Below are 23,810 nucleotides of genomic sequence, written 5' to 3' on the forward strand. Positions count from 1 at the left end.
GCTCAGTGCTCCTCGCCGGCCAGCGCCGCCAGCTCGGCCCGCAGCCCAGCCATATCGTCGGCGATGCGCCAGGCCCCGGGGAAATCGTAGTGCCGCGTCAGCGCGTTGCGCAGCACGATGCAGCGCATGCCCGCAGCGGTGGCCGCCTGCAGGCCGCGCGGCGAATCCTCCACCACCACGCACTGGTCCGCCGCCAGTCCCAGCCTCTCCAGCCCCAGCAGGTACGGTTCGGGCGACGGCTTGCTGTTGGCATAGTGCTCCGCCGTCAGCACGAAGCGGAAGTGGCGCAGCAGGTCCAGCCTGGAGTGGATCAGCTCGAAATGGCTGCCCATGGAGCTGGTCACCACGCCCATCGGCAGCCGTGGCGCCAGCTCGGACAGCAGCTCGGCCACCCCGGCGATGGGCTCCACGGCCGCACCCAGCAGCAGTTCCGAGTAGCGCCGGTTGCGCCCTTCGCGCAGCTGGGCGATGCGTTCCTCGCCCATGCCCAGGTGCTCCAGCAAGTGCCACGCGCCGCAGTTATCGGCCAGGTACCAGTTGAAGAAGTCCAGCTCGGACAAATCGACGCCGAACGGCAGGAACAGCTCGCGGTTGGACTGGAAGAACAGCCGTTCCGTGTCCACCAGCACGCCGTCGTTGTCCCACAGGATGCCTTCGATACGCTTCACAGTTTTTCCAGCTGCTGCCGCGCGTACGCCGCGCCGCTGCCGTTCGGCGCCAGTTCCAGATAGGTCTTGTAAGCGCCCTGCGCGCGCTTGCCGTCGCCGGCGCGCGCCGTGGCGTCGCCCAGGTTCAGGTAGGCGATGGCGCGCGACGGGTCCATCTTGATGGTGTTCTCGAACCAGCGCGCCGCCTCGGGATAGCGCTCCTGCTTGTAGAACACGAAGCCCAGGTTGTTGGCCGCCAGCGCGAAGTCCGCGCGCAGCTTGAGCGCCTCGGTGAACTGCGCCTCGGCCGCCGCGTACTGCTTCTCCTTATACAGCTGCAAGCCCCGGTCGTTGGCACGCTGCGCCATCTGCCGCGCGGACACCGGCACCGCCGGCGGCGGCGTGATGGCCTGCTCCTTGCCCTGCAAATCCTTGATGGTGACGGCCACCGGCGCCGCGTCGGCTTTCGGGTCCAGCTTGGAATCGAGCTTGGAGTTCAGCGCGATGGCGTCGTTCGACAGCTGCGCCGTGCCGGCGCCCAGGAACTCGGTCTCGGCCGGCAGCTCGAACACGAAATCGCCGCCCTCGGAACCCGGCAGGCTGCCGAACGCCGGGGTCTGGCTCGACACGCCCGCCACCGCCGGCGCCACATAGGCCGCCAGCTCGGTCGCCGTGATCAGCCCGTCGCCATTGAGGTCGGCCTTGCCGCCCAGCCCCTGCAGCAAGGTCCAGGTGAACACCGAGTGGCCGTTCGGGCCGCCGTCCGCCACCAGCTGGTCGCCGCCGCCGGCCGTCAGCATCTGGCGGCCGATGCGCTTGGCGTTGTCGCGCAGGAAGGAGGACGACGAGCCGCCGCGCGTCAGCCCCAGGCCGCTGTAGCAGGCGTCCATCACGAACAGCACGTGCTTGGCGCTCAGGCTCTCGGCGATGTTCTGGATTTCGGTCATCGGAATCGCATCGGTGGCCAGCTGGTTCGGATCCGCGTCGGCCGGCACGATGTAGCCCAGGTCGCGCCCCGAGCTGAGCTTGCGCGTGGCGCCGTGGCCGGCGAAGAACACGAAGATGCGGTCGTTCTTCTGCACGCCGCCGTGCGCCAGCCGGTCGTGGAAGGCGCGCAGGATGCCGGCCCGCGTGGCCTCGGCGTTCTTCAGCGTCACCACGCGCTCGGCGGTGAAGCCGAACTTGTCGATCAGCGTTTGCCGCACGCCTTGCGCGTCGCGCACCGCGTATTGCAGCTTGGGCCACTTCGCGTAGTCGTCGATGCCGATCACGATGGCCCAGGAGTTGCCATAGCCGGCGGACACCGGCGCCGCCGGGGCGGGCCCCGGCGCAGCCGCGCCCTGCGCCACCTTGAAGGTGGTGCCGTCCCAGCCCGCGAACTGGTAGCCTTCCGCCACCAGCCGGTCCAGGATGGCAGGCAGCGCCTTCACGGTGCGCTCGTGGATGTCGTGGAACAGGATGATGCCGCGCCCTTCCTTCTCCACGCTCTGCAGTACACGGCCGGCAATCGAGCTGGGCACGGGGTCGGCCCAGTCCAGGGAATCGATATTCCACATCACCGATTGCAGCTTGGCCTTTTGCAGCAGGGCCATGCCCTCGCTGTTGCGCGCGCCGTACGGGAAGCGGAACAGCGGCGAGCGGTCGGCGTCCACCGCCTTCAGCAGCAGGTCGGTGTTCAGGATCTCCGCTTGCAGCTTGTCGCCGCTTTCCTTGGACAACTGGGCGTGGCTGTAGCTGTGGTTGGCCAGCGTATAGCCGGCCGCCTTCAGCTTGCGGCTCACTTCGGCGCCGCCGTTCAGCCTGGCCTGCTGCGCCGCGTCCACGCTGCCGATGTTGCGGCCCACCTCGAAGAACACGGCCGGCACGCCGTACTGCTTCAGGATGGCGGCGATTTCCTCGGTGTAGCGCTTGTGCGGGCCGTCGTCAAAGGTCAGCACCACGGTCTTCTTCGGCAGCGACTTGCCGAAGATTTCGCCGTCCTCCGGCTTGGCGGCGGCAGCACCGGCAGCGCCGGCGGGCGGCTGCGGATACGGCATCACCACGCCGTACTCCTTCAAAATCTGCTCGCGGGTATACAGCTTCTTCAAGTGCGCCACGTAATCGTCCCACCGTTCGCGCTTGAGTTCGATGCCGCGCGTTTCGAAGCGGCCGAAGATCTGCCGGATCTCCTGGTCGTAATTGCGCTCGATCTCGGCCAGCGCGTCCAGGTCTTCCGAAATGCGCTTGTGCAGCTTGATGGCCGGCAGCGAACCGTCCTTGGCCACGTAGCCGCGCAGCGCTTGCAGCAGCTCGCGGAAGGCCAGGCGGTCGGCGTCGTACAGGCTGGCGTCGGCTTCTATATAGTCCAGCAGTGCGCCCATGGCGGCGAAGCGGCCGGCGTCCGGCGAGGCCGCCAGCGCGGCCAGGGCCTCGTCGATGCGGCCGATGCGCAGCTGGTTGTCATGGAACAGTCCCTGCCCCACCTGGTTGGCGCGGGCCTTTTCCGCTTCGCTGAGCGACCGCTCATCCGCCAGCAGCACGATGGTCTTGCGGTAGGCCGCCAGCACATCCTTGAGCTGGCCGGCGATGGCCTGGGCAGCCTGGGCCGGCCCGGCTGCGCCAGCAGCGCCGGCCGGGCCGGGAACGGCGGCGGCCCCGGCGGCGGCTTCGGGTGCGGCGCGGTGCGTGTAGTAGTAGCCTGCGCCGGCGGCGGACAGGGCGACGGCCGCAACGGCGGCCAGCAGGACGGGCTTGGAAATCACTCAGGGGCTCTGTTTTAGATGCGGTGCAGCAATTGTAGGGCATGTGCGGGCGGCACGCCAATCCTCCTAAATCCATGGCTTGCCGAGGCCGGGTGTGCAATACTCCACGCTCCCGAACGACTTGCTCAAAGACATGGCCCCAGCCGGCATGCTGCCACGTACCCTCAAATCCCGGATGACCACGGTCGTCATCCTGCTGGTGCTGGCCGCCACCACCATCGTCACCACCGTCGCGCTGATGCTGGCCGAGCACGACATGAAGGCCGTCATCGGCGCCCAGCAGTACGCCGTGCTGTCCACCGCCGCCTCCTATGTCGACGAACAGCTGGAAGCCAAGCGCGCCCTGCTCTCGACCCTGCCCGAAGGCCTGCCCCCCGGCATCCACAGCGACCCGGCCGCGCTGCAGGCGCTGCTGCTGGCCCGGCCGGCGGTGAGCGCGGAGTTCTTCAACGTGGTGGTGTTCGACCGCCGCGGCAAAATGGTCGCCACCTTGCGCCCGGACCTGAAGGAAGCCGGCGTGGACGCCATCGGCCTGCCCTACTTCGACAACACCGTCAGCAGCCGCGCCGGCCTGATCTCGGCGCCCTTCCTGAGCCGCCTGTCGGGCCGCCCGGTGGTCCTGATGACCCAGCCGGTGCTGGACCCGCAGGGCCAGGTGGCCTACGTGATCGCGGCCGGCATCGACTTGCAGCAGTCCGACTTCTTCGGCCCCATCAACGGCCTCAAGCCCGGCAAGACCGGTTTCATGTTCATCATGACGGCCGGCGGCATCCTGCTGCACCACCCCACGCCGGAGCGCCTGCTGCGCCACATCAACGACCGGCCCGGCTACAACCGCGCCACGGAAATGGCGCTGAAGGGCTTCGAGGGCTGGACCGAAGCCAGGAACAAGGACGGCAACGAGGGCATCTATTCATACAAACGGCTGAAGGCCACCAACTGGATTGTTGCGGCGCGCTATCCCACCGACGAGGCCTTTGCCCCGCTGATCGAACTGCGCCGGCAAGCCATCCTGGCCGCCACCCTGTTCGCGGCGGTGGCCGGCCTGGTGGCCTGGCTGGCCATCCACCGCCTGCTGGCGCCGCTGGAGCGGCTGCGCTCGCAGGTGGCGCTGCTGCACCGGGGCGGCAGCGACATCGAATCGCTGCGCACCGGGCGGCAGGACGAGATCGGCGAGCTGAGCGAAGCCTTCTACCGCCTGACCGCCGAGCGCGCCGCCACCCAGGAGCGGGTGCTGGCCAGCGAAACGCTGGTGCGCAACATACTGGAACATGCGCCGGACGCCTTCGTCAGCACCGCCGCCGACGGCACAGTGACCGAATGGAATGTGCAGGCCGAGCATACCTTCGGCTGGCGCCGCGAGGAAGCGCTGGGCCGCAACGTGGCCGAGCTGATCGTGCCGCCGCGCCTGCGCAGCGCGCACGCCCTCGGCATCATGCGCCTGGCCGGCGGCCGCAGCGCGCCGGACGGGCTGGCGGGCCAGCGCCGCCTCCAGCGCACCCGCATCGCCGCGCAGCACCGGGACGGCCATGAAATCCCGGTCGAGCTGTCGATCGGCACGCTGCGCCACGACAGCGGCGTGGTCGCCACGGCCTTCCTGCACGACATCTCGGACCGGGTGGCGCACGAGGAGCAGATTGCCGCCAGCGAGCACCGCCTCCGCATGATCGCCGACAGCATGCCGGCGCTGGTGGCCTACCTGGACCGCAGCCTGCGCTTCCGCTTCACCAACGATTACTACCGGAAGCTGCTGGGCGTGGACCCGGCCCGCATGCTGGGCAAGACCATCAGCGAGGTGTTCGGCCCCGAAGTCTACCTGGACTGGAAAGACAAGATCGACGCCGCGCTGCGCGGCGAGCGCGTGCACGAGGAGCGCGACAGCGTGCACATGGGCCGCGCGCTGCACCTGATGACGGACCTGGTGCCGGACGTGGACGGCGCCGGCCAGGTGCCGGACGTGGACGGCGCCGGCCAGGTGCAGGGCATCTACCTGATGTCGCTGGACATCACCCAGCGCCGCAACGCGGAGCTGACGCAGGCGGCCAGCGAGAAGCGCCTGCAGCTGATCACCGACCACCTGCCCGCGCTGATCTCCTATGTGGACCGCGAGCGCGTACTGCGTTTCGGCAACGCCACCTTCCAGCACTGGCTGGGCCTGGACCCGGCATCCCTGGCCGCGCGCCCGCTGCGCGAAGTGATGGGCGCGGCCGCCTACGGCAAGACGCTGCCGCACCTGGAGCGCGCCTTCTCCGGCGAGCGCGTGAGCTTCGAGCACCGCGCCCGCCTGCATGGCGACCTGCGCACGCTGGAGACCACGTTGGTGCCGGATGTGCGGGCCGGCGGCGTGGCCGGCGTGTACGCGCTGACGCAGGACATGAGCCGCATCAAGGCCGTCGAGCGGCAGCTGATCGAGCTGGCCCGGGTCGACGCGCTGACCGGCATCGCCAACCGCCGCAAGTTCGAGGAAGTGCTGCAGCAGGCCATGGCGCGCAGCCAGCGCCTGGCGCGCCGCATGGCGCTGGCCTATCTCGACATCGACAATTTCAAGGCCATCAACGACCGCCTGGGCCACGGCGCCGGCGACGATGTGCTGAAGGAATTCGCCAGCCGCCTGATCCAGGCGGTGCGCGCGGTGGACCTGGTGGCGCGCCTGGCGGGCGACGAATTCATCATCGTGCTGGAAAACGTGGACCAGGGCGGCGAGGCGGCCCAGCTGGCGGCCAAGATCGTGGCCGCCGTGCGCGCGCCGTTTACGGTGGCCGGTTCGCCGATGCAAGTGACCACCAGCGTCGGCGTGGCGCTGTATCGGGGCGGCGGCGGCGGCGAGGGCGTGGGCGAGACCGCGTCCAGCCTGGTCGCGCGCGCCGACCGGGCGCTGTACCAGGCCAAGCGCAACGGCCGGGACTGCTATGTTGTGGATGCGGAACAAAGCTGATGTAAATGCGGGATTGTGGAATTTGGTGACAATTGTGCGCTCCGATTGCGGCACAATATCTTCCTTACCGGCCCGCGCCGTCAGGAGGAAAAACCATGCTGAAGCACATGAAGATGGAAACCCGGCTGCACGTGGGACTGGGCGGCATCGTGATTCTGGTCATATTGCTGGGCTTGACCGCCTTCGCCAGCCTGAGCGCCCTGCTCGGGCGCTGGAACAATATCGAGAGCATGACGCTGGCGCGCAAGGATGCCGTGATGTCCATCGTTGCCGCGCACGGGCGCGCTTCGCACAGCTTCAAGAACTACGTGCTGCGCGGCGGCGACTATGCCGCCAAATTCCGCACCGAGATCGCCGCGGTCGACAAGGCCGCCAACAACTACCTGGCCAGCGGCGAAGTGTCGCGCGAAGAACAAGGCTTGCTCAATGAAATCCTGGCCGCCACCAAGGAGTACGGGCAGCAGATGAGCCACCTGGAAGCGCTGCGCGAAAAAGGCGCCACCGTGCTGGAGCTGGACAAGGCCGTGAAAGGCGCCGACGCCGGCATCGCCGGCGCCAGCGCCCGGCTGCGCGAGGTCAATGCCGCCGAGACCAAGGCCGAATCGGGCGAAATGAGCGACATCGCGCGCCAGGCCAAGAGCTGGATACTGTCCTTCGCCGTGGTGATCGCCGTGCTGGGCTGCGTGCTGGCGGTGTGGATTTCGCGCAGCCTGAGCAGCATCGTGCGCGACATCCAGCAGGTCACCGGCGCGCTGGCCAGCGCCTCGACCGAGGTCAGCGCCACGGCGCAGTCGCTGTCGCAGGCGTCCAGCGAGCAGGCCGCCAGCGTGGAAGAGACCAGCGCCTCCATCGAGCAGATGACCGCCTCCATCACCCAGAATGCGGAGAACGCCCGCATCACCGACGGCATCGCCACCAAGGCGGCGCAGGAAGCGGCCAAGGGCGGCGAAGTGGTGAAAGCCACCGCCGCCGCCATGCGCCAGATCGCCAAGAAGGTCAGCATCATCGACGACATTGCCTACCAGACCAATCTGCTGGCCCTGAACGCGGCCATCGAGGCGGCCCGCGCGCACGAGCACGGCAAGGGCTTCGCGGTGGTGGCGGCCGAGGTGCGCAAGCTGGCCGAACGCAGCCAGGTGGCGGCGCAGGAGATCGGCGAGGTGGCGGCCAACAGCGTGGACCTGGCCGAGCAGGCCGGCGTGCTGCTCGACGCCATGGTGCCGAACATCCGCCGCACCTCGGACCTGGTGCAGGAGATCGCGGCCGCGTCCGAGGAACAGTCGGCCGGCGTGGGCCAGATCAATGCCGCCGTGGGGCAGCTCAGCCAGGCCACCCAGACCAACGCCGCCAGCTCGGAACAGCTGGCCGCCACGTCGGAAGAGATGAGTTCGCAGGCCGACCACCTGGCGCACCTGATGGCGCTGTTCAAGCGCTACGCCAGCGAGGAGCAGCCGGACCGCTCCAACGTGCGCCCGGTGAAATCGGGCAAGCCGCGCCGGCAGCGCCCGGGCCCGGCGCCGGCCAGCCTGGCGCCGGCCGCCAGCACGCTGGACGAAAGCCAGTTCACCAAGTTCTGACGCCCGGTAGTAGGCGGCGCGCAACAGCGGCGCAGGAAGCGGCTACTTTGCATGGCTTTTTTCCGTTGTCAGTCTAGTCTTACAGAGTGGCGGGACAATCACCGCTACGCATGCAAGCAACAATTTTGCATACTGGAAAAAACTGCTAGCTGAGCGAGACACGTCATGCTGAACCCCGTTGCCACCACCTCCCCCGAAGCCCCTCGGCGCATCTACGCCGCCCTGTCGGAAGCCGGCGAATCCTTGCGCGCCGCCGACGCCGCAGCATTCCTGCGCAGCCAGCTCGATGCGGCGGCCGCCCAGCCAGCCTGCCTGCCGCTGCGCTACGACGAGCTGGCAGGATGGATCAGCCACCATGCGCAAAACGTGACCGACGCCTACCACCGCTACCAGGTGGCGCGCGAGTTCGGCGCGCCGCGCCGCCATTTCGCCACGCTGGCGCAAGCCCGCCAGTTCCTGCGCGAAGCCGCGCCCGCCCGGCTGGCGGACGGCGCCTCGCTGTACGGCGTGGTGGAGCGCTGGGACGATATCGATTTCCAGCCCATGATCGCCAGCTACCTGGAGCAGCTGGGCTACGGCGTGCCGGACCGCAACCGCTATCTGCTGTACCGCGACTTGCTGGCGTCCAGCGCCGGCAACGCCGATGCCGCCGCGGGAACCGTCGCAGCCGGCGTGCCGCTGGGCGCTTACCGCAGCGCCGCGCTGGAAATGGCGCTGGCGCACAATGGCGATGATTTCCTGCCGGAACTGATAGGCTATAACCTGTCGCGCCAACAGCCATCGGCAGAGCTGTTGGTGGCACGCCACGAGTTGCAGGAACTGGGATTGAGCGCGGACGCCTTTGCCGCAGCCGGCGTGGCGGCCGGCAGCGGGCCGTCCGCGCTGCTCAGCCTGCGCGGCGTGATGGCGCGGGTCGGCGACCCGGCCGCCTTCTACCGCCGCGTGGCGGACGGCTACCGCCTGCACGCGCTTGCGGCCCACCTGCCGCTGCCCTCCGCCGCCGACGCCGTGCCGCCACTATCCGCCGAGCCGCCGGCCGGCCAGGCTGCAGGCCAGCCGCCAGCGGCATCGCCTGCGACTGCCGCGCCATCGGCGGCGCAGCCTGCCAAGCCCCCGGCCGCGCCGCTGCGGGAGCCCGCCGAACCCGTCCTGCCGCCGGATGCCGTGGCCGACCGCGCCGGCGCCCAGCCGGGCGCCAGCATGCCCCCCGGGCAAGCTGCCGCATCGGCATCGACATCATCGTCAAAGGCAGCGCCGCATGCCGGCCAGCTGGCCACCGCCGAAGCGCCGCAGCGGACCCGCACCGAGCGGCCCGTCATCCGCCACCACTTCCCTTCCGACGAACACGCGTGGGAATCGATCGGCTGCGAGCTGCGCCTGCTGGAAGCGCGCCTGGCGGCGTCGGACAGCAAGGAGGAAGCCATGGCCACGCTGGCGCGGCTGCTGGCGCCGTCGCTGCAGCACACGCCCGCCGGCCTGATGGCCGCGCGCATCTACAGCCAGCTGTTCAACCTGTAATTTAACCTGCAGTTGAACCGGCAAGCGGCTCCGCTTCGGCAGCCGCATTCATCGCGGCGGCGGGCAGCCGCACCGTCACACAGGTGCCCTGCCCCACGCCCGCGCTGGCGATGTCTATCGTGCCGCCATGCATTTCCACCAGCCGCTGCACCAGCGTCAAGCCGATTCCCAGCCCGCCCTGGGCGCGCTGCAAGGTCTGCTCGCCCTGCACGAACACATTGAACACATGCGGCAGCAGTTCCGGCGCAATCCCCACGCCCTGGTCGCGCACGGTCAGCTCCGCCATCCCGCCATGCTGCGCCACGCGTATGGCGATGGCAGATCCTGCAGGGCTGTACTTGAGCGCGTTGTCGAGGATATTGTCGATCACCTGCGCCAGCCGGGTGGCATCGGCCAGTACCGGGGCCGGCTCGGCGTGCAGTTCGATGCGGTGATGCTCCAGCCGCCCTCCGGCCTGCAGCGTTTCAACGCAGCCGCGCGCCGCATCGGCCAGATCGATGCCGCGCTTGCTCAGCGCCAGCTTGCCCATCAGCGCCCGGTTCACTTCCAGCAGATCGTCCACCAGCGACGTCAGGTGCGCCGTCTGGCGCCGCAGCACCTCGCGCGCCTTCTGGCCCACCTGCGGCGGCATGCCCGGCTGGCTGCTCATGTCGATCAAGGCCACGGCGCTGGTGATGGCGCCCAGCGGGTTGCGCAGCTCGTGGCCCAGCATGGCCAGGAATTCATCCTTGGCCGCGTTCTGGCGTTCCGCGTGCTCGCGCGCGGCGCGCTCGCGCACCAGCAGCTCGTTGCGCTCCGCCTCGGCGCTGGCGCGGCTCACCATCTCCGCGCGCAAGCGCGCGTCGGCGTCGCGGATGGCGTCGTTCAGTGCTTCCATCTCGCGGATACTGGAATGCCGCAGCCCCGCCACCGGCATGCTGCCGCCCAGCGCGCGCGCCGCGTGCGAGGCGCCGGAAACGAAGCGCACCAGCCTGCGGCCCGTATGGATGCCGAGCGCCAGCGCCGAACCGATGGCGATCACAAAGCCGATGATGGCCACCGACATCCCGCGCAGCACCGCCGCGTTGATTTCCGCCACCGGCGCCGACACCACCACCGCCCAGTCCGACAGCGCCGAGCGCACGAAGTAGGAATAGACCTCGGTGCCTTCGCTGCCGGCATGGCGCAGCGTGCCGTCCGGCGCCGCCTGCATGCGCGCCAGCACGTCGGGCGCAACGCGCATGCGCGCCGGATCGTCCGGCTGTCCGCGCTGCGCGATGATGACGCCGGTGCTGTCGACCACGCTGACTTTCCAGCTGGCGGGGATGGTGCGGGCTTCGAAACTGCGCGCGAAATAGGATGGCGTGAACGCCTGCGAGATCACGCGCCGGTCGCCTGCCGCCGTGGTGATGGGCAGCTCGACGGTGACGAAGACGCGCTTCAGGTCCAGGCCCCACTTCATGCCGGACACCACGCCGTTGCCGCTGTCGAGCTGCCGCTCCACCACCTCGGGGTCCGGCCGCTGCGGCAGCCTGGCGCCGTATGGCAGGCGCGTATTGACCAGTTGCTGTCCGCTGCGTTCGTACAGGATGATCCAGCCGCCATGGCCCGCGTTGGCGGCGCCGGCCTCCTGGTGGAAACGCTGCATGTCGCCGGAAGCCAGCGAGTGCGAACCGGCCAGCACGCGCAGCACCGACTGCGCGCGGCGGATTTCAGCGTCGATCTCCAGCGTGGCCGAACGGGCGCTTTCCTCGATGTGGCGCATCGCCGAGGCGCGCTGTGCCGTGAGAAGCATGTCCAGCGCGATGCTGCAAAACACGGCCACCGGCAACACGATGGAAGAAGCCAGCAGCCAATAATGGGTACGTAATCGCATCGATGCTCATGATTCTGTTGGATGCCAATTGTACCTCGGCGCTGCCCGCTTTAGTTGGCCCCGGAGAGCATGGATTCACGCAGCAGGCCGGGCGTCCGGCCGGTCCAGCGCTTGAAGGCACGGCGGAAGTTGGCGGCATCGTGGAAGCCCAGGTGGCTGGCCACGGCTTCGTTGTCGGCGCGGCGGGTCTGGAACAGGTACAGCGCCACGTGGGTTCGCACCTGGTCCAGTTCGGCCTGGAAGTGGGTGTTGTGGCGCGCCAGGTGGCGCTTCAGCGTGGCGGGACTGACGGCGAAGTCCACTGCAGTCTGTTCCAGCGTCGGCGCCGCGCGCACGCGCGCCAGCAGGTAGTCGTACAGCGCGGTCAGCAGGCTGGGCGATGCGGTGGCGGAATCGGCGGCGGACGCGCTTGCCGGCCCGGCGGCAGGGACGGCGCCGGCGTCAGTGCTTGCAGCGGCAGGCCATGGCCGGTCCAGCCACGCGGTGTCGATCAGCATGGCGTCCAGGTGGCAGTCGAAACGCAGGTCGGCGCCGAGGTGCACTTCGTGCTGCTCGGTGTAGCGCGGCCGCGTGCGGTTGAAGCAGAAGCGCCACGGCAGGCGCTCTCCGCCCAGCCAGCGGCACATGGCCGCCAGCGCCGTCATGTGCATCTCGGCCAGGAAGGGAAGCTGGCCGGGCGCGCCGTAGCTGTCGGTCCAGTACAGCGCCGTCAGTGCGCCCTCCTCGCGGAACCGGGGACACAGCAGCGGCGACAGCAGGCAATGGCTGCCCGCCAGGATATGCAGCGCCTCGCGCAAGCTGCGCGCGCGCAGCAATGCGCCGCTCGCCGGGCCGTAGTCGCCCGGCAGCATCTGCTGGCCCAGCATGAAGGCGGTATCGGCGCTGTCGAGCACGCGCGCAGCGTTCTGCAGCAGTTGCAGGTACTGCTGCGGCGTCAGATGCAGGCCGGCAGGCGGGAGCTCCGGGCCATCCAGCCCGGTGCCGCGCCACAGCGCCGGTAGCGCGGCATCGCGGCTGGCCGCGTAGTCCAGCACCTGCCACGGCTGGTGCCGGGCCGGGATCACCGCATCGCCGGCCCCGTGGTAGGCGATCACGCCGCAGCCAGCCCGCGCCCATCGCCGGAGTGCGCCGGCGCCGCGTCGACCGCCTTGCCAAGCTCCGCCAGCAGCGCCTCCGGATTGCCCTCGGCCAGCGTGCAGGCGTGCCGCAGGCCCACCGCAATCTGCCCGGCGGGCGCGGCGTGCCGCATGCGGCCGACCATGAAGCACAGGTGTTCTGCCAGTTCGCGCGCCTGCTGCTGCCCCATGCCGGGCAGCAGGACGGCGTAGCGGTCGCCCGCGTAGCGGCACAGCAGATCCTCGTTGCGCAGGTTGAGCAACAGCATATGCCCGACCGCTTGCAGCACGCGGTCGCCTTCGCGCTGGCCGTGTTCGCGGTTGATCTTGTGGAAGCCGTCTATGTCCAGCAGCACCAGCGCGCAAGGGCTGCCCGGCGCGCGGGCGTGCTCCAGCCGTATCTGCGTGCGCAGGTAATCGGCGCCCGCCAGCTGCGTCACGCGGTCGAACGCGCGATGGTCGCGGAACAGCCGCTCGCGCTTCTGCAAGTGTTCATTCAGGCTGAACTGCTCCTGGCGCCAGTAGTACATGCCGGCCGTCAGCGTCAGCATCCCCAGCGGCATCAGCGCCTCCAGCCAGTTGTCCCACAGCTGGTCCTTGGCCACGTGGAAAAGCTCGTCCAGGCAGTCCGCCCAGGAGCCCAGCATGATGGCGGCCAGCCCCAGCGCGAGCAGGCGCGTCACCAGGCCGCCCGGCCGGCTGCTCAGCGTAATCAGCAGCCAGATGCCGGCCATGGCGGACGTGCCGCCTTCGCACAGGATATCCAGCCACTTCCATTGGGCCAGCGGCCTGGCCTCACCCATGCCGGCGTAGATGATGGGGAACAGCAGCAGGCCGAAGGCCGACAGGATCAGATAGGGACGGTGCAGTTTTAGCATGGCGGCAGCATAGCGGCGCTTTATGACAGCGGCATGACGGAGCCCAACACGCCAGGGGAGGTGCAAACAGCTCACTCGCCGCACCCGCTTTGTAACAGAAGCGACACATTCGCTTCCTAGAATGCCCGGCGTTACTTCAACATTCCAACCAACGAAAAAAACCATGCACAAGCCAACCGCGCCAACCTTCCGCCTGTCCGCCCTCAGCATGGGCGTGCTGGCCATGCTGACCTCCCTGGGCGTGCACGCCCAGGTTGCCGAGTCCACCTCCGTGGCGGGCGTCGTCGTCATCACCGGCCAGCAAGCCAGCCTGCGCAAGTCCATCGCCGCGCAGGACAAGGCCGACAACATCATCAGCGTCGTCAGCAGCGACGACATCGGCGGCCTGCCGGACAAGAACGCCGCCGAAGCGCTGGCCCGCCTGCCGGGCGTGTCGGTGCAGCGCGACCAGGGCGAAGGCCGCTACATCACCGTGCGCGGCCTGGGCCCGGACCTGAACGCCGTCACCATCAACGGCGCGCTGGTGCCGTCGCCGGAAGCGAGCCGCCGCGCCGTGGCGCTGGACATCCTGCCCGCAGGCTTGATCCGCTCCCTGGAAGTGAGCAAGACCCTGACCCCGGACATGGACGCCAACTCGCTGGGCGCCACCGTGGAGGTGAAGTCGCTGTCGGCCTTCGACCTGCCCGGCAAGGTGCTGTCGGTCAGCGCAGCGGCAAGCCGCGACCAGAACACCGGCCAGAGCAGCCCGAGCGCCGGCCTGCTGTGGGCGCAGCGCTTCATGGACGGCCACCTGGGCGTGGCCGTTGGCCTGAGCGGCGAAAAGCGCAAGTTCGGCTCGGACAACGTGGAAACCGGCGGCGCCTGGGACGGCGACAAGCTGAGCGGCTTCGAATTCCGCGACTACCTGCCGGTGCGCGAGCGCCGCGCCGCCGCCATCAACCTGGACTACCGGCCTGCCGCCGGCAGCAACTGGTTCTTGCGCAACCTGCTGAGCCGCTTCAGCGACGATGAAGTGCGCGACCGCCTCACCATCAGCAATATCTCCGGCGGCGGCATCGCCGATGGGGCCACCGCCAGCGCGCGCGCCGAGCGCCGCCTGCGCCAGCGCAAGTACACGCAGGAGATCCGCTCCACGGTGCTGGGCACCGAACAGAAATTCGGCGACTGGCAGCTGAACGTGGAAGGCGGCGCCAGCCGCGCCAACGAGGACACGCCGGAATCCATCAACGACGCGCGCTTCCGTGGCAACGCCAACTTCGCAGGCGTCGGCTTCACGGACGGCGGCAAGCCGCGGCTCACCGCGCCGGCAGGCATTTACGACGCGGCCAACTACAGCCTGAACGCCATCACGCTGCAGCGGCGCTATTCGGAAGACAAGGAGCACCATGCGCGCATCGACCTGTCGCACACCTTCCCTGTCGGCGAGATGCGCTCGACGCTGAAGTTCGGCGCCAAGGCCAGCCGCCGCGAGAAGGCCAACGACACCAACCAGTGGGCCTACAACAGCAGCAAGGCCACCAGCGGCAACTACTGGGGCGCCGGCTCCACCGCCATGGCCGCATTCGTGGGCACGAATGAACTGGACTACAAGCTGGGCCGCATCGGCGCCGCCATCGATCCTTCCGTCGTGCGCGCGCGCATCGCGGGCCTGGACCGTAATGCGGCGCGGCTGGCGTCCGAGTCGGCCATCAACGATTTCAGCATGAACGAGGACATCGACTCGGCCTACGTGCAGAACACGCTGGCGTGGGATGCCTGGCGCGTGCTGGCCGGCGTGCGCGCCGAGCACACCAGCTTCGACGCGGCCGGCTCGCAGATCAGCGGCGCGGTCATCTCGCCGTTACAGCGCGAGCGCTCCTACACCAACTGGCTGCCATCGCTGCAGGCGCGCTACGACGCAGACGACCGCACCAGCATCCGCGCCGCCATCACCAAGGCCGTGGTGCGCGCCAACTTCAGCCAGCTGGCGCCGGGCGTGAGCCTGGCCAGCGCCACCGAAGCCACCATCGGCAACCCGGACCTGGCCCCGCTGCAGGCGCGCAACCTGGACCTGGGCGTGGAACGCATCCTCGGCACCGACGGCACCGTGTCGGCCTATGCCTTCCACAAGGACATCAAGAACTTCACCTACACCACCAACCTGGCGGGCACCGGCCAGTGGGCGGGCTATACCACGGCCACCTCCTACGCCAACGGCGACAAGGCCAGCGTGAAGGGCGTCGAACTGGCCTGGACCCAGCCGCTGCGCATGCTGCCGGCGCCGTTCAACCACCTGCTGGCTGGCGTGAACGCTACCCTGAGCGACTCCAAGGCCAACGTGGCGCGCTTCGACACCAAGGCCGGCAAGGTGCTGTCGCGCAGCATCTCCATGCCGGGCCAGTCGGACCGCGTGATGAATGTGATGCTGGGCTATGAACAGGGTCCGGTCAGCACCCGCCTGGCGCTGAACTACAAGTCCGAGTACCTGCTTGAAATGGGCGGCGACATCCTGAACGCGGCGCAGGACCGCATTGTCGATAGCCAGAAGCAGCTCGACCTGTCCTTCGCCTACCAGATCAGCAAGCAGCTGCAGCTGCAGTTCGAGGCCTCCAACCTGAACAACGAGAAGTACTACGTCTACCAAGGCGTAAAGAACCATAACACACAATACGAGCAGTATGGCCGTACCTATAAAATCACCCTGAAAGCCAGCCTGTTCTAATGATGAAGACTCAAGCAATCATCGCTGCGGCATGCGCCGCATTCGCGAGCACCGCCGCAGCAGCCGGTTCGGCCGGATCGGCCGGCGCCATGGCAGCCATCTCGGCGGCCACGGAACTGGCCGCGCTGCCGGACGGCGGCTGGCTGGCGCTGGACAAGAACGCCCTGCGCCTGCTCGACGCCAATGGCGCCGAGCGCGCCCGCCATGCGGTGCGCGGCAAGCAGCTGGACACACGCAGCCAGCCCGGCGGCGTGCTCGCCACACTGGTGGACTCCAACACCGAACGCACCGTCGCCATCGACGCCGACCTGAAAGCGGGCACGCTGCGCGTGCAGGCGCCCTTCCCGCCGCCGGCCTTCGCTCCCGAGGCTGCCTGCCTGTACCGCGACGCGCAGCAGCTCAGCTACCAGTTCCTGATCGCCAAGGACGGCCAGGGCGAACAATGGCTGCTGGACGGCGCCGAGCGCAAACTGGTGCGCAAGCTCGCCCTGCCGACGCACGTGCGCCATTGCCGCGTGGACGACGCCACCGGCACGCTGTTCGTCAGCGAATCCGGCATGGGCCTGTGGGCCTATAACGCGGATGCGGAAGGCGCCGCCAGCGTCGGAGAGCGCCACGCGCTGGCGCTGCGCCCGCCCTACGGCAAGCTTCCCGGCGGCGCCGGCCCGCTGGCCCTGCTGCCGGGCGGCGTCGCCATGCTGGACGCCAAGGGCAAAACCCTGAACCTGTTCAGCCGGCGCAATGGCGCCTGGCAGGCGCAAGCTCCGCGCGTGCTGAAGGCGGCCGCCTATAGCCGCACGCTGGCCAGCCGCAGCACCGGCGCGCGCACCGAACTGCTGCTGAACGACGAGGATGCGAAGCAATGGCGCACCTTCCCCGCCGGCCTGACCGCGCCGGCTGTCTCGGCGCCAGCCAACGTCGCCGCCCCCGCCATCGTCCTGCCCCGCACCCAGACCGAACCCATGGCGCGCCTGGGCGACGCGGCGGACGACCCGGCCATCTGGGTCCACCCGACAGATCCATCCGCCTCGCGCGTGCTGGGCACCAACAAGAAGCAAGGCTTGCTGGTCTACGATATGCAAGGCAGGCAGACCCAGTTGCTCGAATCGGGCCGCCTGAACAACGTCGACCTGCGCCAGAACGTCCTGCTGGACGGCGCCCGCCATGACCTGGCGCTGGCCACCCAGCGCGACGACAACACCATCGTCCTGTTCACGATAGACGGCAACGGCACAGTCGCCGAAACCGTTCGCTTCCCGACCGGCCTTGAAAAGATCTATGGCATATGCGTCTACCAGCCTGCCGGCGGCGGCCTGGAAGCCTTCGTCAACGACAAGGACGGCACGTTCCAGCACTACCGCATCGGCCGCAAGGACGGCGCCTACACCAGCGCCCTGCTGCGCAGCTTCAAGGTCGCCACCCAGCCCGAAGGCTGCGTGGCCGACGACCGCACCGGTCGCCTGTTCGTAGGCGAGGAAAAGCGCGGCGTGTGGGCTTTGCCGGCGGCCGCGGACCAGGGCTCGGCCATGGCCATGGTGCTGCCGGTCGGTGGCGTGCTGACCGCCGACGTGGAAGGCCTGTCGCTCTACCACGGTGCGCAGGCCAGCTATCTGGTGGTGTCCAGCCAGGGCAGCAACAGCTATGTGGTGCTGGACGCGGCCGCGCCGCACAAGGTGCGCGGCAGCTTCCGCATCGGCCTGAACGTGGCGGCCGGCATCGACGGCGCTTCCGAAACCGACGGCCTGGATGTCAGCGCCGCCAACCTCGGCGGCGCCTACAGCGAAGGCATGCTGGTGGTGCAGGACGGCTACAAGCGCCTGCCGGACGGTCCGCAGAACTTCAAGTACGTGGCCTGGTCCGATATTGCCGCCGCGCTGAAGCTGCGCTAGAATGCGTGCGCTGCCCAATTTTCGGGCAGCGCCCATTCAGGAGTATGCGCCGATGAAGAAGTAAGCCCCCTCAGCAAGAGAACGCAAGACCGCTGCGCGGCCTGCGTATGACGTCATTTCTCGTCTGGAGCTTACTTATATGGCAGTACTTATCAGCGCCACCGCCACGGTGGCCGTGGCGCCGTCCAACGCGCCCGCACCCTCCGGTGCTTTCTCGATCTCCCTGCGCCAGCTGTCGCTCGCACTGCCTTCCGGCCGCGTCCTGTTCGACCGCCTGGACGCCACCTTCCACGCCGAACGCACCGGCCTGGTGGGCGCGAACGGCACAGGCAAAAGCCTGCTGGCCCGCGTGATGGCAGGCCTGGTCGCGCCCGACAGCGGCGCCGTGCTGCGCGAAGGCGGCGTAGTGTACGTGCCGCAGGAAGTACGCCCGGCCGCCGGCGACACGGTTGCAGCCGTGGCAGGGCTGGCCCCGCTGTTCGGCGCGCTGCGCCGCATGGACGCCGGCGAAGTCCGCAGCGACGACCTGGATTTCCTGGAGGGCCGCTGGCACGTGGCGGCCGAGTTCGTGCAGGCGCTGGCCGACTGCGGCATGCCGCAGCTGCGGCCCGGCGACAGCGCCGCAGGCCTGAGCGGCGGCGAATTGATGCGGGTGGCCCTGGCGGGCGCCTTCCTGTCCCAGGCGGACGGCCTGCTGCTGGACGAACCGACCAACCACCTGGACCGCGCGGGCCGCGCCTGGCTGCACGCGCGCCTGCTGGCCTGGCGCGGCGGCGCCATCGTCGTCAGCCACGACCGCGAGCTGCTGGGGGCGATGGACCGCATCGTGGAACTGGACGCGGCCGGCCTGCATAGCTATGGCGGGAACTACAGCCAATATGAAATGCAACGCGAAACGGCCGACAACGCGGCGCGCGGCGCGCTGGAACACGCCCGCAACGAGCGCGACGCGGCGCAGCGCGCACTGCGCAAGCAGCACGACAGCCAGCAGGCCCGCGCCGCCCGCAATGCGCGGGTGGGAAAGGAGGCCAATATCGCCCCCATCCTGCGCGGCAAGCTGAAACGCCAGGCAGAGGCCAGCGCCGGCCGCGAAGTGCAGCGCCGTGCCGAGACCAGCGCAGCCCACGACGATGCCGTGCGCGAGGCCGTCTCCCGCCTGCGTGCACCCGCTGCCGTCGCCCTGCTGCTGCCGGCCAGCACCGTCCCGCCAGGCAAGCGCGTTATCCAGTTCGACAGCGCGGTGCCGCCCTATCCGCCACCAGGGTCGCAGACGCCCCTCGCGCGCAGCGGCGCCGGCGACTCCCCGCCCCCAGCAGCGCGAGCCATAGCGGCACTGGATTTCACGCTCGCCGGCCCGGTGCGGCTTGCCGTCACTGGCCCCAACGGCTGCGGCAAGACCACGCTGCTGAAAATGATGGCGGGCTTGCTGCCGCCGCTGTCCGGCGAGTGCCAGGTCTGCGTGCCGCACGCCTGGCTGGACCAGCACGCCGCCGCGCTGCTGCCGCCCGAACTGACGGTGCTGGAGCGCCTGCGCCAGCTGGACACCCCGCTGCAGGAGGGCGAACTGCGCAGCCGCCTGGCCCTGCTGGGCCTCCAGGCGGCGCAGGTGCAGACACCTTCCGCCAAGCTTAGCGGCGGCGAACGCTTGAAAGCGGCGCTGGCCTGCGCGCTGTGGCGCAAGGAGCCGGCCCAGCTCCTGCTGCTGGACGAGCCCACCAACCACCTCGACCTGGCCTCGGTGCGGGCGCTGGAACAGGCGCTGCAAAGCTACACCGGCGCGCTCGCCGTGGTCTCGCACGACGCCCGCTTCCTGGATGCCCTGGGCCTGACCCACGAGCTGACCTACAAGCTGGAGCCGGCGCCACACCGCCGAAACGGCTTTTGGGAGCTGAGTGAGAAATGATATGCTGCTCCTGACACTTTCTTGGGAGCCCCAATGTCCATCGCTGAAAAACTATTCAAACTAAAAGAAGCCGGCTCGGACGTGCGAACCGAAACCGTGGCGGGGATCACCACCTTCCTCACCATGGCCTACATCATCTTCGTCAACCCGTCCATCCTCGGCGACGCCGGCGTGCCCAAGGAAGCCGTGTTCGTCGCCACCTGCCTGGCCGCCGCGCTGGGCACGGCCATCATGGCGCTGTACGCCAACTACCCGATCGGCATGGCGCCCGGCATGGGCCTTAACGCCTACTTCGCCTACGCCGTGGTGCTGGGCATGGGCGTGCCCTGGCAATCGGCGCTGGGCGCGGTGTTCATTTCGGGCTGTTTGTTCGTCGTTGTCAGCCTGCTCGGGCTGCGCGGGCTGATCATCAACGGTATACCGCACGGACTGCGCACCGCCATCACGGTGGGCCTGGGCCTGTTCCTGGCGCTGATCGCACTCAAGAGCGCCGGCATCGTCACCGCCAATCCGGCCACCATGGTCACGGCGGGCGACTTGCACAAGCCGCCGGCGCTGATGGCCATCTTCGGTTTCATGCTGATCGTGGCGTTGGACAAGCTGAAAGTGCGCGGCGCCATCCTGATCGGCATCGTCACCGTCACTCTGCTCAGCTTCGTCTTCGGCGACAACAAGTTCAATGGCGTGTTCTCCGCGCCGCCGTCGCTCGATCCGACGCTGCTGAAACTGGACATCAAGGGCGCGCTGTCGGTCGGCATCATCAACGTGGTGCTGGTGTTCTTCCTGGTTGAACTGTTCGACGCCACCGGCACCCTGATGGGCGTGGCCAACCGCGCCGGCCTGCTGGTGCCGGGCAAAATGGAACGCATGAACAAGGCCCTGCTGGCCGACAGCGCCGCCATCGTGGCCGGTTCGCTGCTGGGCACTTCCAGCACCACCGCCTACGTGGAAAGCGCATCGGGCGTGCAGGCGGGCGGCCGCACCGGCCTCACCGCACTGGTGGTGGCGGTGCTGTTCCTGGCCTGTCTGTTCATCGCCCCGCTGGCCGGCGCCGTGCCGGCCTACGCCACCGCGCCCGCCTTGTTATTCGTGGCGTGCCTGATGCTGCGCGACCTGGCGGACATTGACTGGAGCGATACCACGGAAAGCGTACCGGCCGGTATCACCGCCATGCTGATTCCGTTCACGTACTCGATTGCGCACGGCATCGCCTTCGGTTTCATCACCTACGCCGTGCTCAAGCTGCTGACCGGCCGCGCGCGCGAAGTGAAACCGATCGTCTGGATTATCGCCGCCGTCTTCACGTTCAAGTACGCCTACCTTCCGGGCTGATGGCTGAACCACGGGCGATTCCTTGATCGCCAGGATGCCGACGACGTTGTGCAGCCGCATGCGGCACAACGTCAGAAGATCCTCCTCCTGCGCCGCCAGCCGCATCCAGAGCTCCATGCCCTGCGGGCACTGGCTAATTCGCATCCCCTCCAGATCGATTCCTGCCCGGCGCACAATCGCCAGCGCATTTTCGAGCGTGGACAGGGCTGCATCTGCTTCGATGGTGAAGCGCAGGCTTTTCCGGGAGGTGATGGTATGTGTGTTCATGCTAGGAAGTGTACGGCCGGGCCGCGAAAATAGGCTTCCTGATCTTGCGCTGTTTTCGCTAGAATGAAGAATATTCTTCTTCATCCAGGCCACCATCATGAATTCCCCACCAAACATCGACGAAACCGACCGCCGCATCCTGCGCGCCCTGCGGCGCGAAGGCCGCCTGAGCAACACCAAGCTGGCGGAACAGGTGGGCCTGTCCACCACCCCGTGCTGGAACCGCGTGCGGGCGCTGGAGGAAAGCGGCGTGATCGAAAGCTACACGGCGGTGCTGAACCAGCAGGCGCTCGGCCTGCCGGACACGGTCATCATCGAAGTGACGCTGGACCGCCATGACGACGAGATTTTCGAGAAATTCGGCCAGGCGCTTGCAGAGCTGCCGGAAGTGATCGAAGCCTACCTGCTCACCGGCGAGTACGACTACCTGATCAAAGTGGCGGTGGCGGGCACCGCCGGCTACGAGGAATTCCTGCGCCGCAAACTGTACAAGCTGCCCGGCCTGCGCCACAGCCGCTCCACCTTCGTGCTGCGCTGCCTGAAGCGGGCACACTCGGTGGAACCCTAGTCGTAACGGCGGCTGTCGAAGACGGCCTCCACTTCCGGCCGCCGGAAGTGCTCCACCACGTAGTCGACGAAGACGCGCGTCTTCGCCGGCAACAGCTTCTTGCTGGGATAGTAGATCGACACCGGCCCGGCGTCCGCGCGCCAGCCGGGCAGCAGCCGCACCAGCGCGCCGCTTTTCAAGCCGGGCGCCGCATGCGCCATCGGCAGCAGCGCCACGCCCAGCCCGCGCATGGCGGCGTGCGCCATCGCCTCAGGGTCGTCGAAGATCATGCGCGGGCGGCTGGCGGCCAGTCCTTCGCCGCCGCTGTCGTTCACCAGCGTCCAGGTCCTGGCGCGCCCGCTGCCGGCCGAGCGGCGCATGATGCCGTCGAACTGCGCCAGGTCGGCCGGATGGCCCGGCCAGTCGCGGCCTTCCATATATGCCGGCGAGGCCACCGCCACGATACTCACCTTGGTCAGCTCGCGCGCCACCACGCCGGGCGTCAGCTCGATGCCGCCGCCGATGGCCGCGTCGAAGCCCGCGCCCACCAGGTCCACCTGGCGGTTGTCGAAGTGCCAGTCCGGCAGCACCGCCGGATAGCGCTGCAGGAAACCGTCCAGCAGCGGCAGCAGGTATTCGCGGCCGAACGCCGGCGCCATGCCCACCTTCAGCACGCCCGACGGCTGGCCCTCGTCCGCCGCCGCATTGGCGATGGCGTCCTGCACGGTGGAGAAGGCGCCGCCCACCTGCTGCAGGAAGCGCTCGCCGCCGCCGGTGAGCGTGAGGCTGCGCGTGCTGCGCTGGAACAGCCGCAAGCCCAGGCTGGCCTCCAGCCGCGCCACGTTCTTGCTGACGGCGGCCGGCGTCAGGCCCAGGCGCCGCGCCGCTGCCGAAAAGCTGCCGGTTTCCGCGGCCTGGATGAAGGATTCAAGGTAGTTGAGCGGTTCCATCGTCCCATTTTATATCAACAGTTGAAACTGATATGGCTGATTACCGGCTAGTGCGCAGTGAATGCCTGGGACATACTGGACTCATCAACCAACCCCAAGGAGATTCAAAATGACCACCAACATCAACACCACCGCCGCCCCCTTCGCCAACAAAGTCGCCTTCGTCACCGGCGGCGCGCGCGGCATCGGCGCGGCGGTCGTGCGCCGCCTGGCGGCGGACGGCGCCGCCGTCGCCTTCACCTACCAGTCCTCGGCCGAGGTGGCCGACGCGCTGGCGGCGGGCATCGTGGCGGCGGGTGGCCGCGCGCTGGCGCTGAAAGCCGACGCCGCCGACGCGGACGCCGTCATCGCCGCCATCGGCAAGGCTGCGGCGCAATTCGGCAAGATCGACATCCTGGTCAACAATGCCGGCGTGCTGCGCATGGGCGACGTGGGCGAGTTCTCGCTGAAGGACTTCGACGACACCGTGGCCGTCAACATCCGCGCCGTGTTCGTGGCCACGCAAGCGGTGCTGCCGTTCATGGACAAGGGCGGCCGCATCATCAACATCGGCAGCACCAACGCCGTGCGCATGCCGTTCGCCGGCGCCGCCGCCTACGCCATGAGCAAGTCGGCCCTGCTCGGCCTGGTGCAAGGCCTGTCGCGCGACCTGGCGCCGCGCGGCATCACCATCAACAACGTGCAGCCAGGCCCGGTGGACACCGACATGAACCCCGGCAGCGGCGACTTCGCCACCGCCCTGCACGGCCTGATGGCGATTCCGCGCCACGGCCGCCCGGAGGAAATTGCCGGCATGGTGGCGTACGTGGCCAGCCCGGAAGCGGCGTTCGTCACCGGCTCCAGCCTGCACATCGACGGCGGTTTCGCGGCATGATGTGCAAATTGTAAGAATTGTGACACGTGCGGCTGGGCCGGTATCAATCGGGTACAATGCTGGCTCACCGTATTCAGACCG

Annotated in this window: 15 protein-coding genes; 9 read left to right on the top strand and 6 right to left on the bottom strand. The window is 68.6% G+C overall.

Going from position 1 to position 23,810, the window contains the following annotated elements; all coding sequences use genetic code 11:
- Positions 1-2: 2 nt before the first annotated feature.
- A complete protein-coding gene (locus AC56DV_RS31760) occupies positions 3-668 on the bottom strand; it encodes an HAD family hydrolase (protein ID WP_496318183.1) in 666 nt (221 codons plus the stop codon).
- Positions 665-3,388 (bottom strand): polysaccharide deacetylase family protein, encoded by a 2,724-nt coding sequence (locus AC56DV_RS31765; RefSeq protein ID WP_496318184.1) that lies wholly within the window; start codon positions 3,386-3,388, stop codon positions 665-667. Before AC56DV_RS31765 ends, AC56DV_RS31760 begins: the two co-directional genes overlap by 4 nt.
- Before the next feature lie 148 nt (positions 3,389-3,536).
- Between AC56DV_RS31765 and AC56DV_RS31770 the strand changes: the two genes are divergently transcribed.
- From AC56DV_RS31770 to AC56DV_RS31780, 3 genes are all read left to right on the top strand, one after another.
- Positions 3,537-6,323, top strand: coding sequence for a sensor domain-containing diguanylate cyclase (locus AC56DV_RS31770; RefSeq protein ID WP_496318185.1), 2,787 nt, complete (start codon positions 3,537-3,539; stop codon positions 6,321-6,323).
- A gap of 95 nt (positions 6,324-6,418) precedes the next feature.
- Positions 6,419-7,900: a methyl-accepting chemotaxis protein gene (locus AC56DV_RS31775; protein WP_496318186.1), complete on the top strand. Its 1,482-nt coding sequence runs from the start codon at positions 6,419-6,421 to the stop codon at positions 7,898-7,900.
- Positions 7,901-8,065: 165 nt separating this feature from the next.
- On the top strand, positions 8,066-9,418 hold the full coding sequence (locus tag AC56DV_RS31780) for a heme oxygenase-like domain-containing protein (RefSeq protein WP_496318187.1): 1,353 nt from the start codon (positions 8,066-8,068) through the stop codon (positions 9,416-9,418).
- A 1-nt stretch (position 9,419) separates the two neighbouring features.
- On the opposite strand, the gene AC56DV_RS31785 is transcribed toward AC56DV_RS31780, so the two are convergent.
- Genes AC56DV_RS31785 through AC56DV_RS31795 form a run of 3 tightly spaced genes read right to left on the bottom strand, consistent with a single transcriptional unit; the run spans position 9,420 to position 13,266 of the window.
- Positions 9,420-11,273 carry a sensor histidine kinase gene (locus AC56DV_RS31785; RefSeq protein ID WP_496318188.1) on the bottom strand — a complete coding sequence of 618 codons (1,854 nt, stop codon included), beginning with the start codon at positions 11,271-11,273 and terminating at the stop codon, positions 9,420-9,422.
- 50 nt (positions 11,274-11,323) lie between these two features.
- Complete coding sequence (locus AC56DV_RS31790; protein ID WP_496318189.1) at positions 11,324-12,367, bottom strand: AraC family transcriptional regulator; 1,044 nt, start codon at positions 12,365-12,367, stop codon at positions 11,324-11,326.
- The gene (locus AC56DV_RS31795) at positions 12,364-13,266 is read right to left on the bottom strand and encodes a GGDEF domain-containing protein (RefSeq protein WP_496318190.1); all 903 of its coding nucleotides are present in this window, start codon (positions 13,264-13,266) and stop codon (positions 12,364-12,366) included. The genes AC56DV_RS31790 and AC56DV_RS31795 overlap by 4 nt, the downstream gene beginning before the upstream one ends.
- A gap of 163 nt (positions 13,267-13,429) precedes the next feature.
- On the opposite strand from AC56DV_RS31795, the gene AC56DV_RS31800 reads away from it, so the two are divergent.
- The 5 genes from AC56DV_RS31800 (at position 13,430) to AC56DV_RS31820 (ending at position 21,926) form a co-directional block, all read left to right on the top strand.
- Positions 13,430-15,967 carry a TonB-dependent receptor gene (locus AC56DV_RS31800; protein WP_496318191.1) on the top strand — a complete coding sequence of 846 codons (2,538 nt, stop codon included), beginning with the start codon at positions 13,430-13,432 and terminating at the stop codon, positions 15,965-15,967.
- On the top strand, positions 15,967-17,856 hold the full coding sequence (locus AC56DV_RS31805; protein ID WP_496318192.1) for a phytase: 1,890 nt from the start codon (positions 15,967-15,969) through the stop codon (positions 17,854-17,856). Before AC56DV_RS31800 ends, AC56DV_RS31805 begins: the two co-directional genes overlap by 1 nt.
- 139 nt (positions 17,857-17,995) lie before the next feature.
- Positions 17,996-19,759 carry an ABC-F family ATP-binding cassette domain-containing protein gene (locus tag AC56DV_RS31810; RefSeq protein WP_496318193.1) on the top strand — a complete coding sequence of 588 codons (1,764 nt, stop codon included), beginning with the start codon at positions 17,996-17,998 and terminating at the stop codon, positions 19,757-19,759.
- Between the two features lie 33 nt (positions 19,760-19,792).
- A complete protein-coding gene (locus AC56DV_RS31815; RefSeq protein WP_496318194.1) occupies positions 19,793-21,091 on the top strand; it encodes an NCS2 family permease in 1,299 nt (432 codons plus the stop codon).
- Between the two features lie 364 nt (positions 21,092-21,455).
- On the top strand, positions 21,456-21,926 hold the full coding sequence (locus AC56DV_RS31820; protein WP_496318195.1) for an Lrp/AsnC family transcriptional regulator: 471 nt from the start codon (positions 21,456-21,458) through the stop codon (positions 21,924-21,926).
- Here AC56DV_RS31820 and AC56DV_RS31825 read toward each other — a convergent pair.
- The gene (locus AC56DV_RS31825) at positions 21,923-22,855 is read right to left on the bottom strand and encodes a LysR family transcriptional regulator (RefSeq protein ID WP_496318196.1); all 933 of its coding nucleotides are present in this window, start codon (positions 22,853-22,855) and stop codon (positions 21,923-21,925) included. The two genes, AC56DV_RS31820 and AC56DV_RS31825, sit on opposite strands and share 4 nt — an antisense overlap.
- Before the next feature lie 109 nt (positions 22,856-22,964).
- Between AC56DV_RS31825 and AC56DV_RS31830 the strand changes: the two genes are divergently transcribed.
- Positions 22,965-23,729, top strand: coding sequence for an SDR family oxidoreductase (locus AC56DV_RS31830; protein ID WP_496318197.1), 765 nt, complete (start codon positions 22,965-22,967; stop codon positions 23,727-23,729).
- The last annotated feature ends 81 nt before the right edge of the window (positions 23,730-23,810 follow it).

This window comes from Massilia sp. BGA-UO-ETr-WB1, assembly GCF_059567845.1.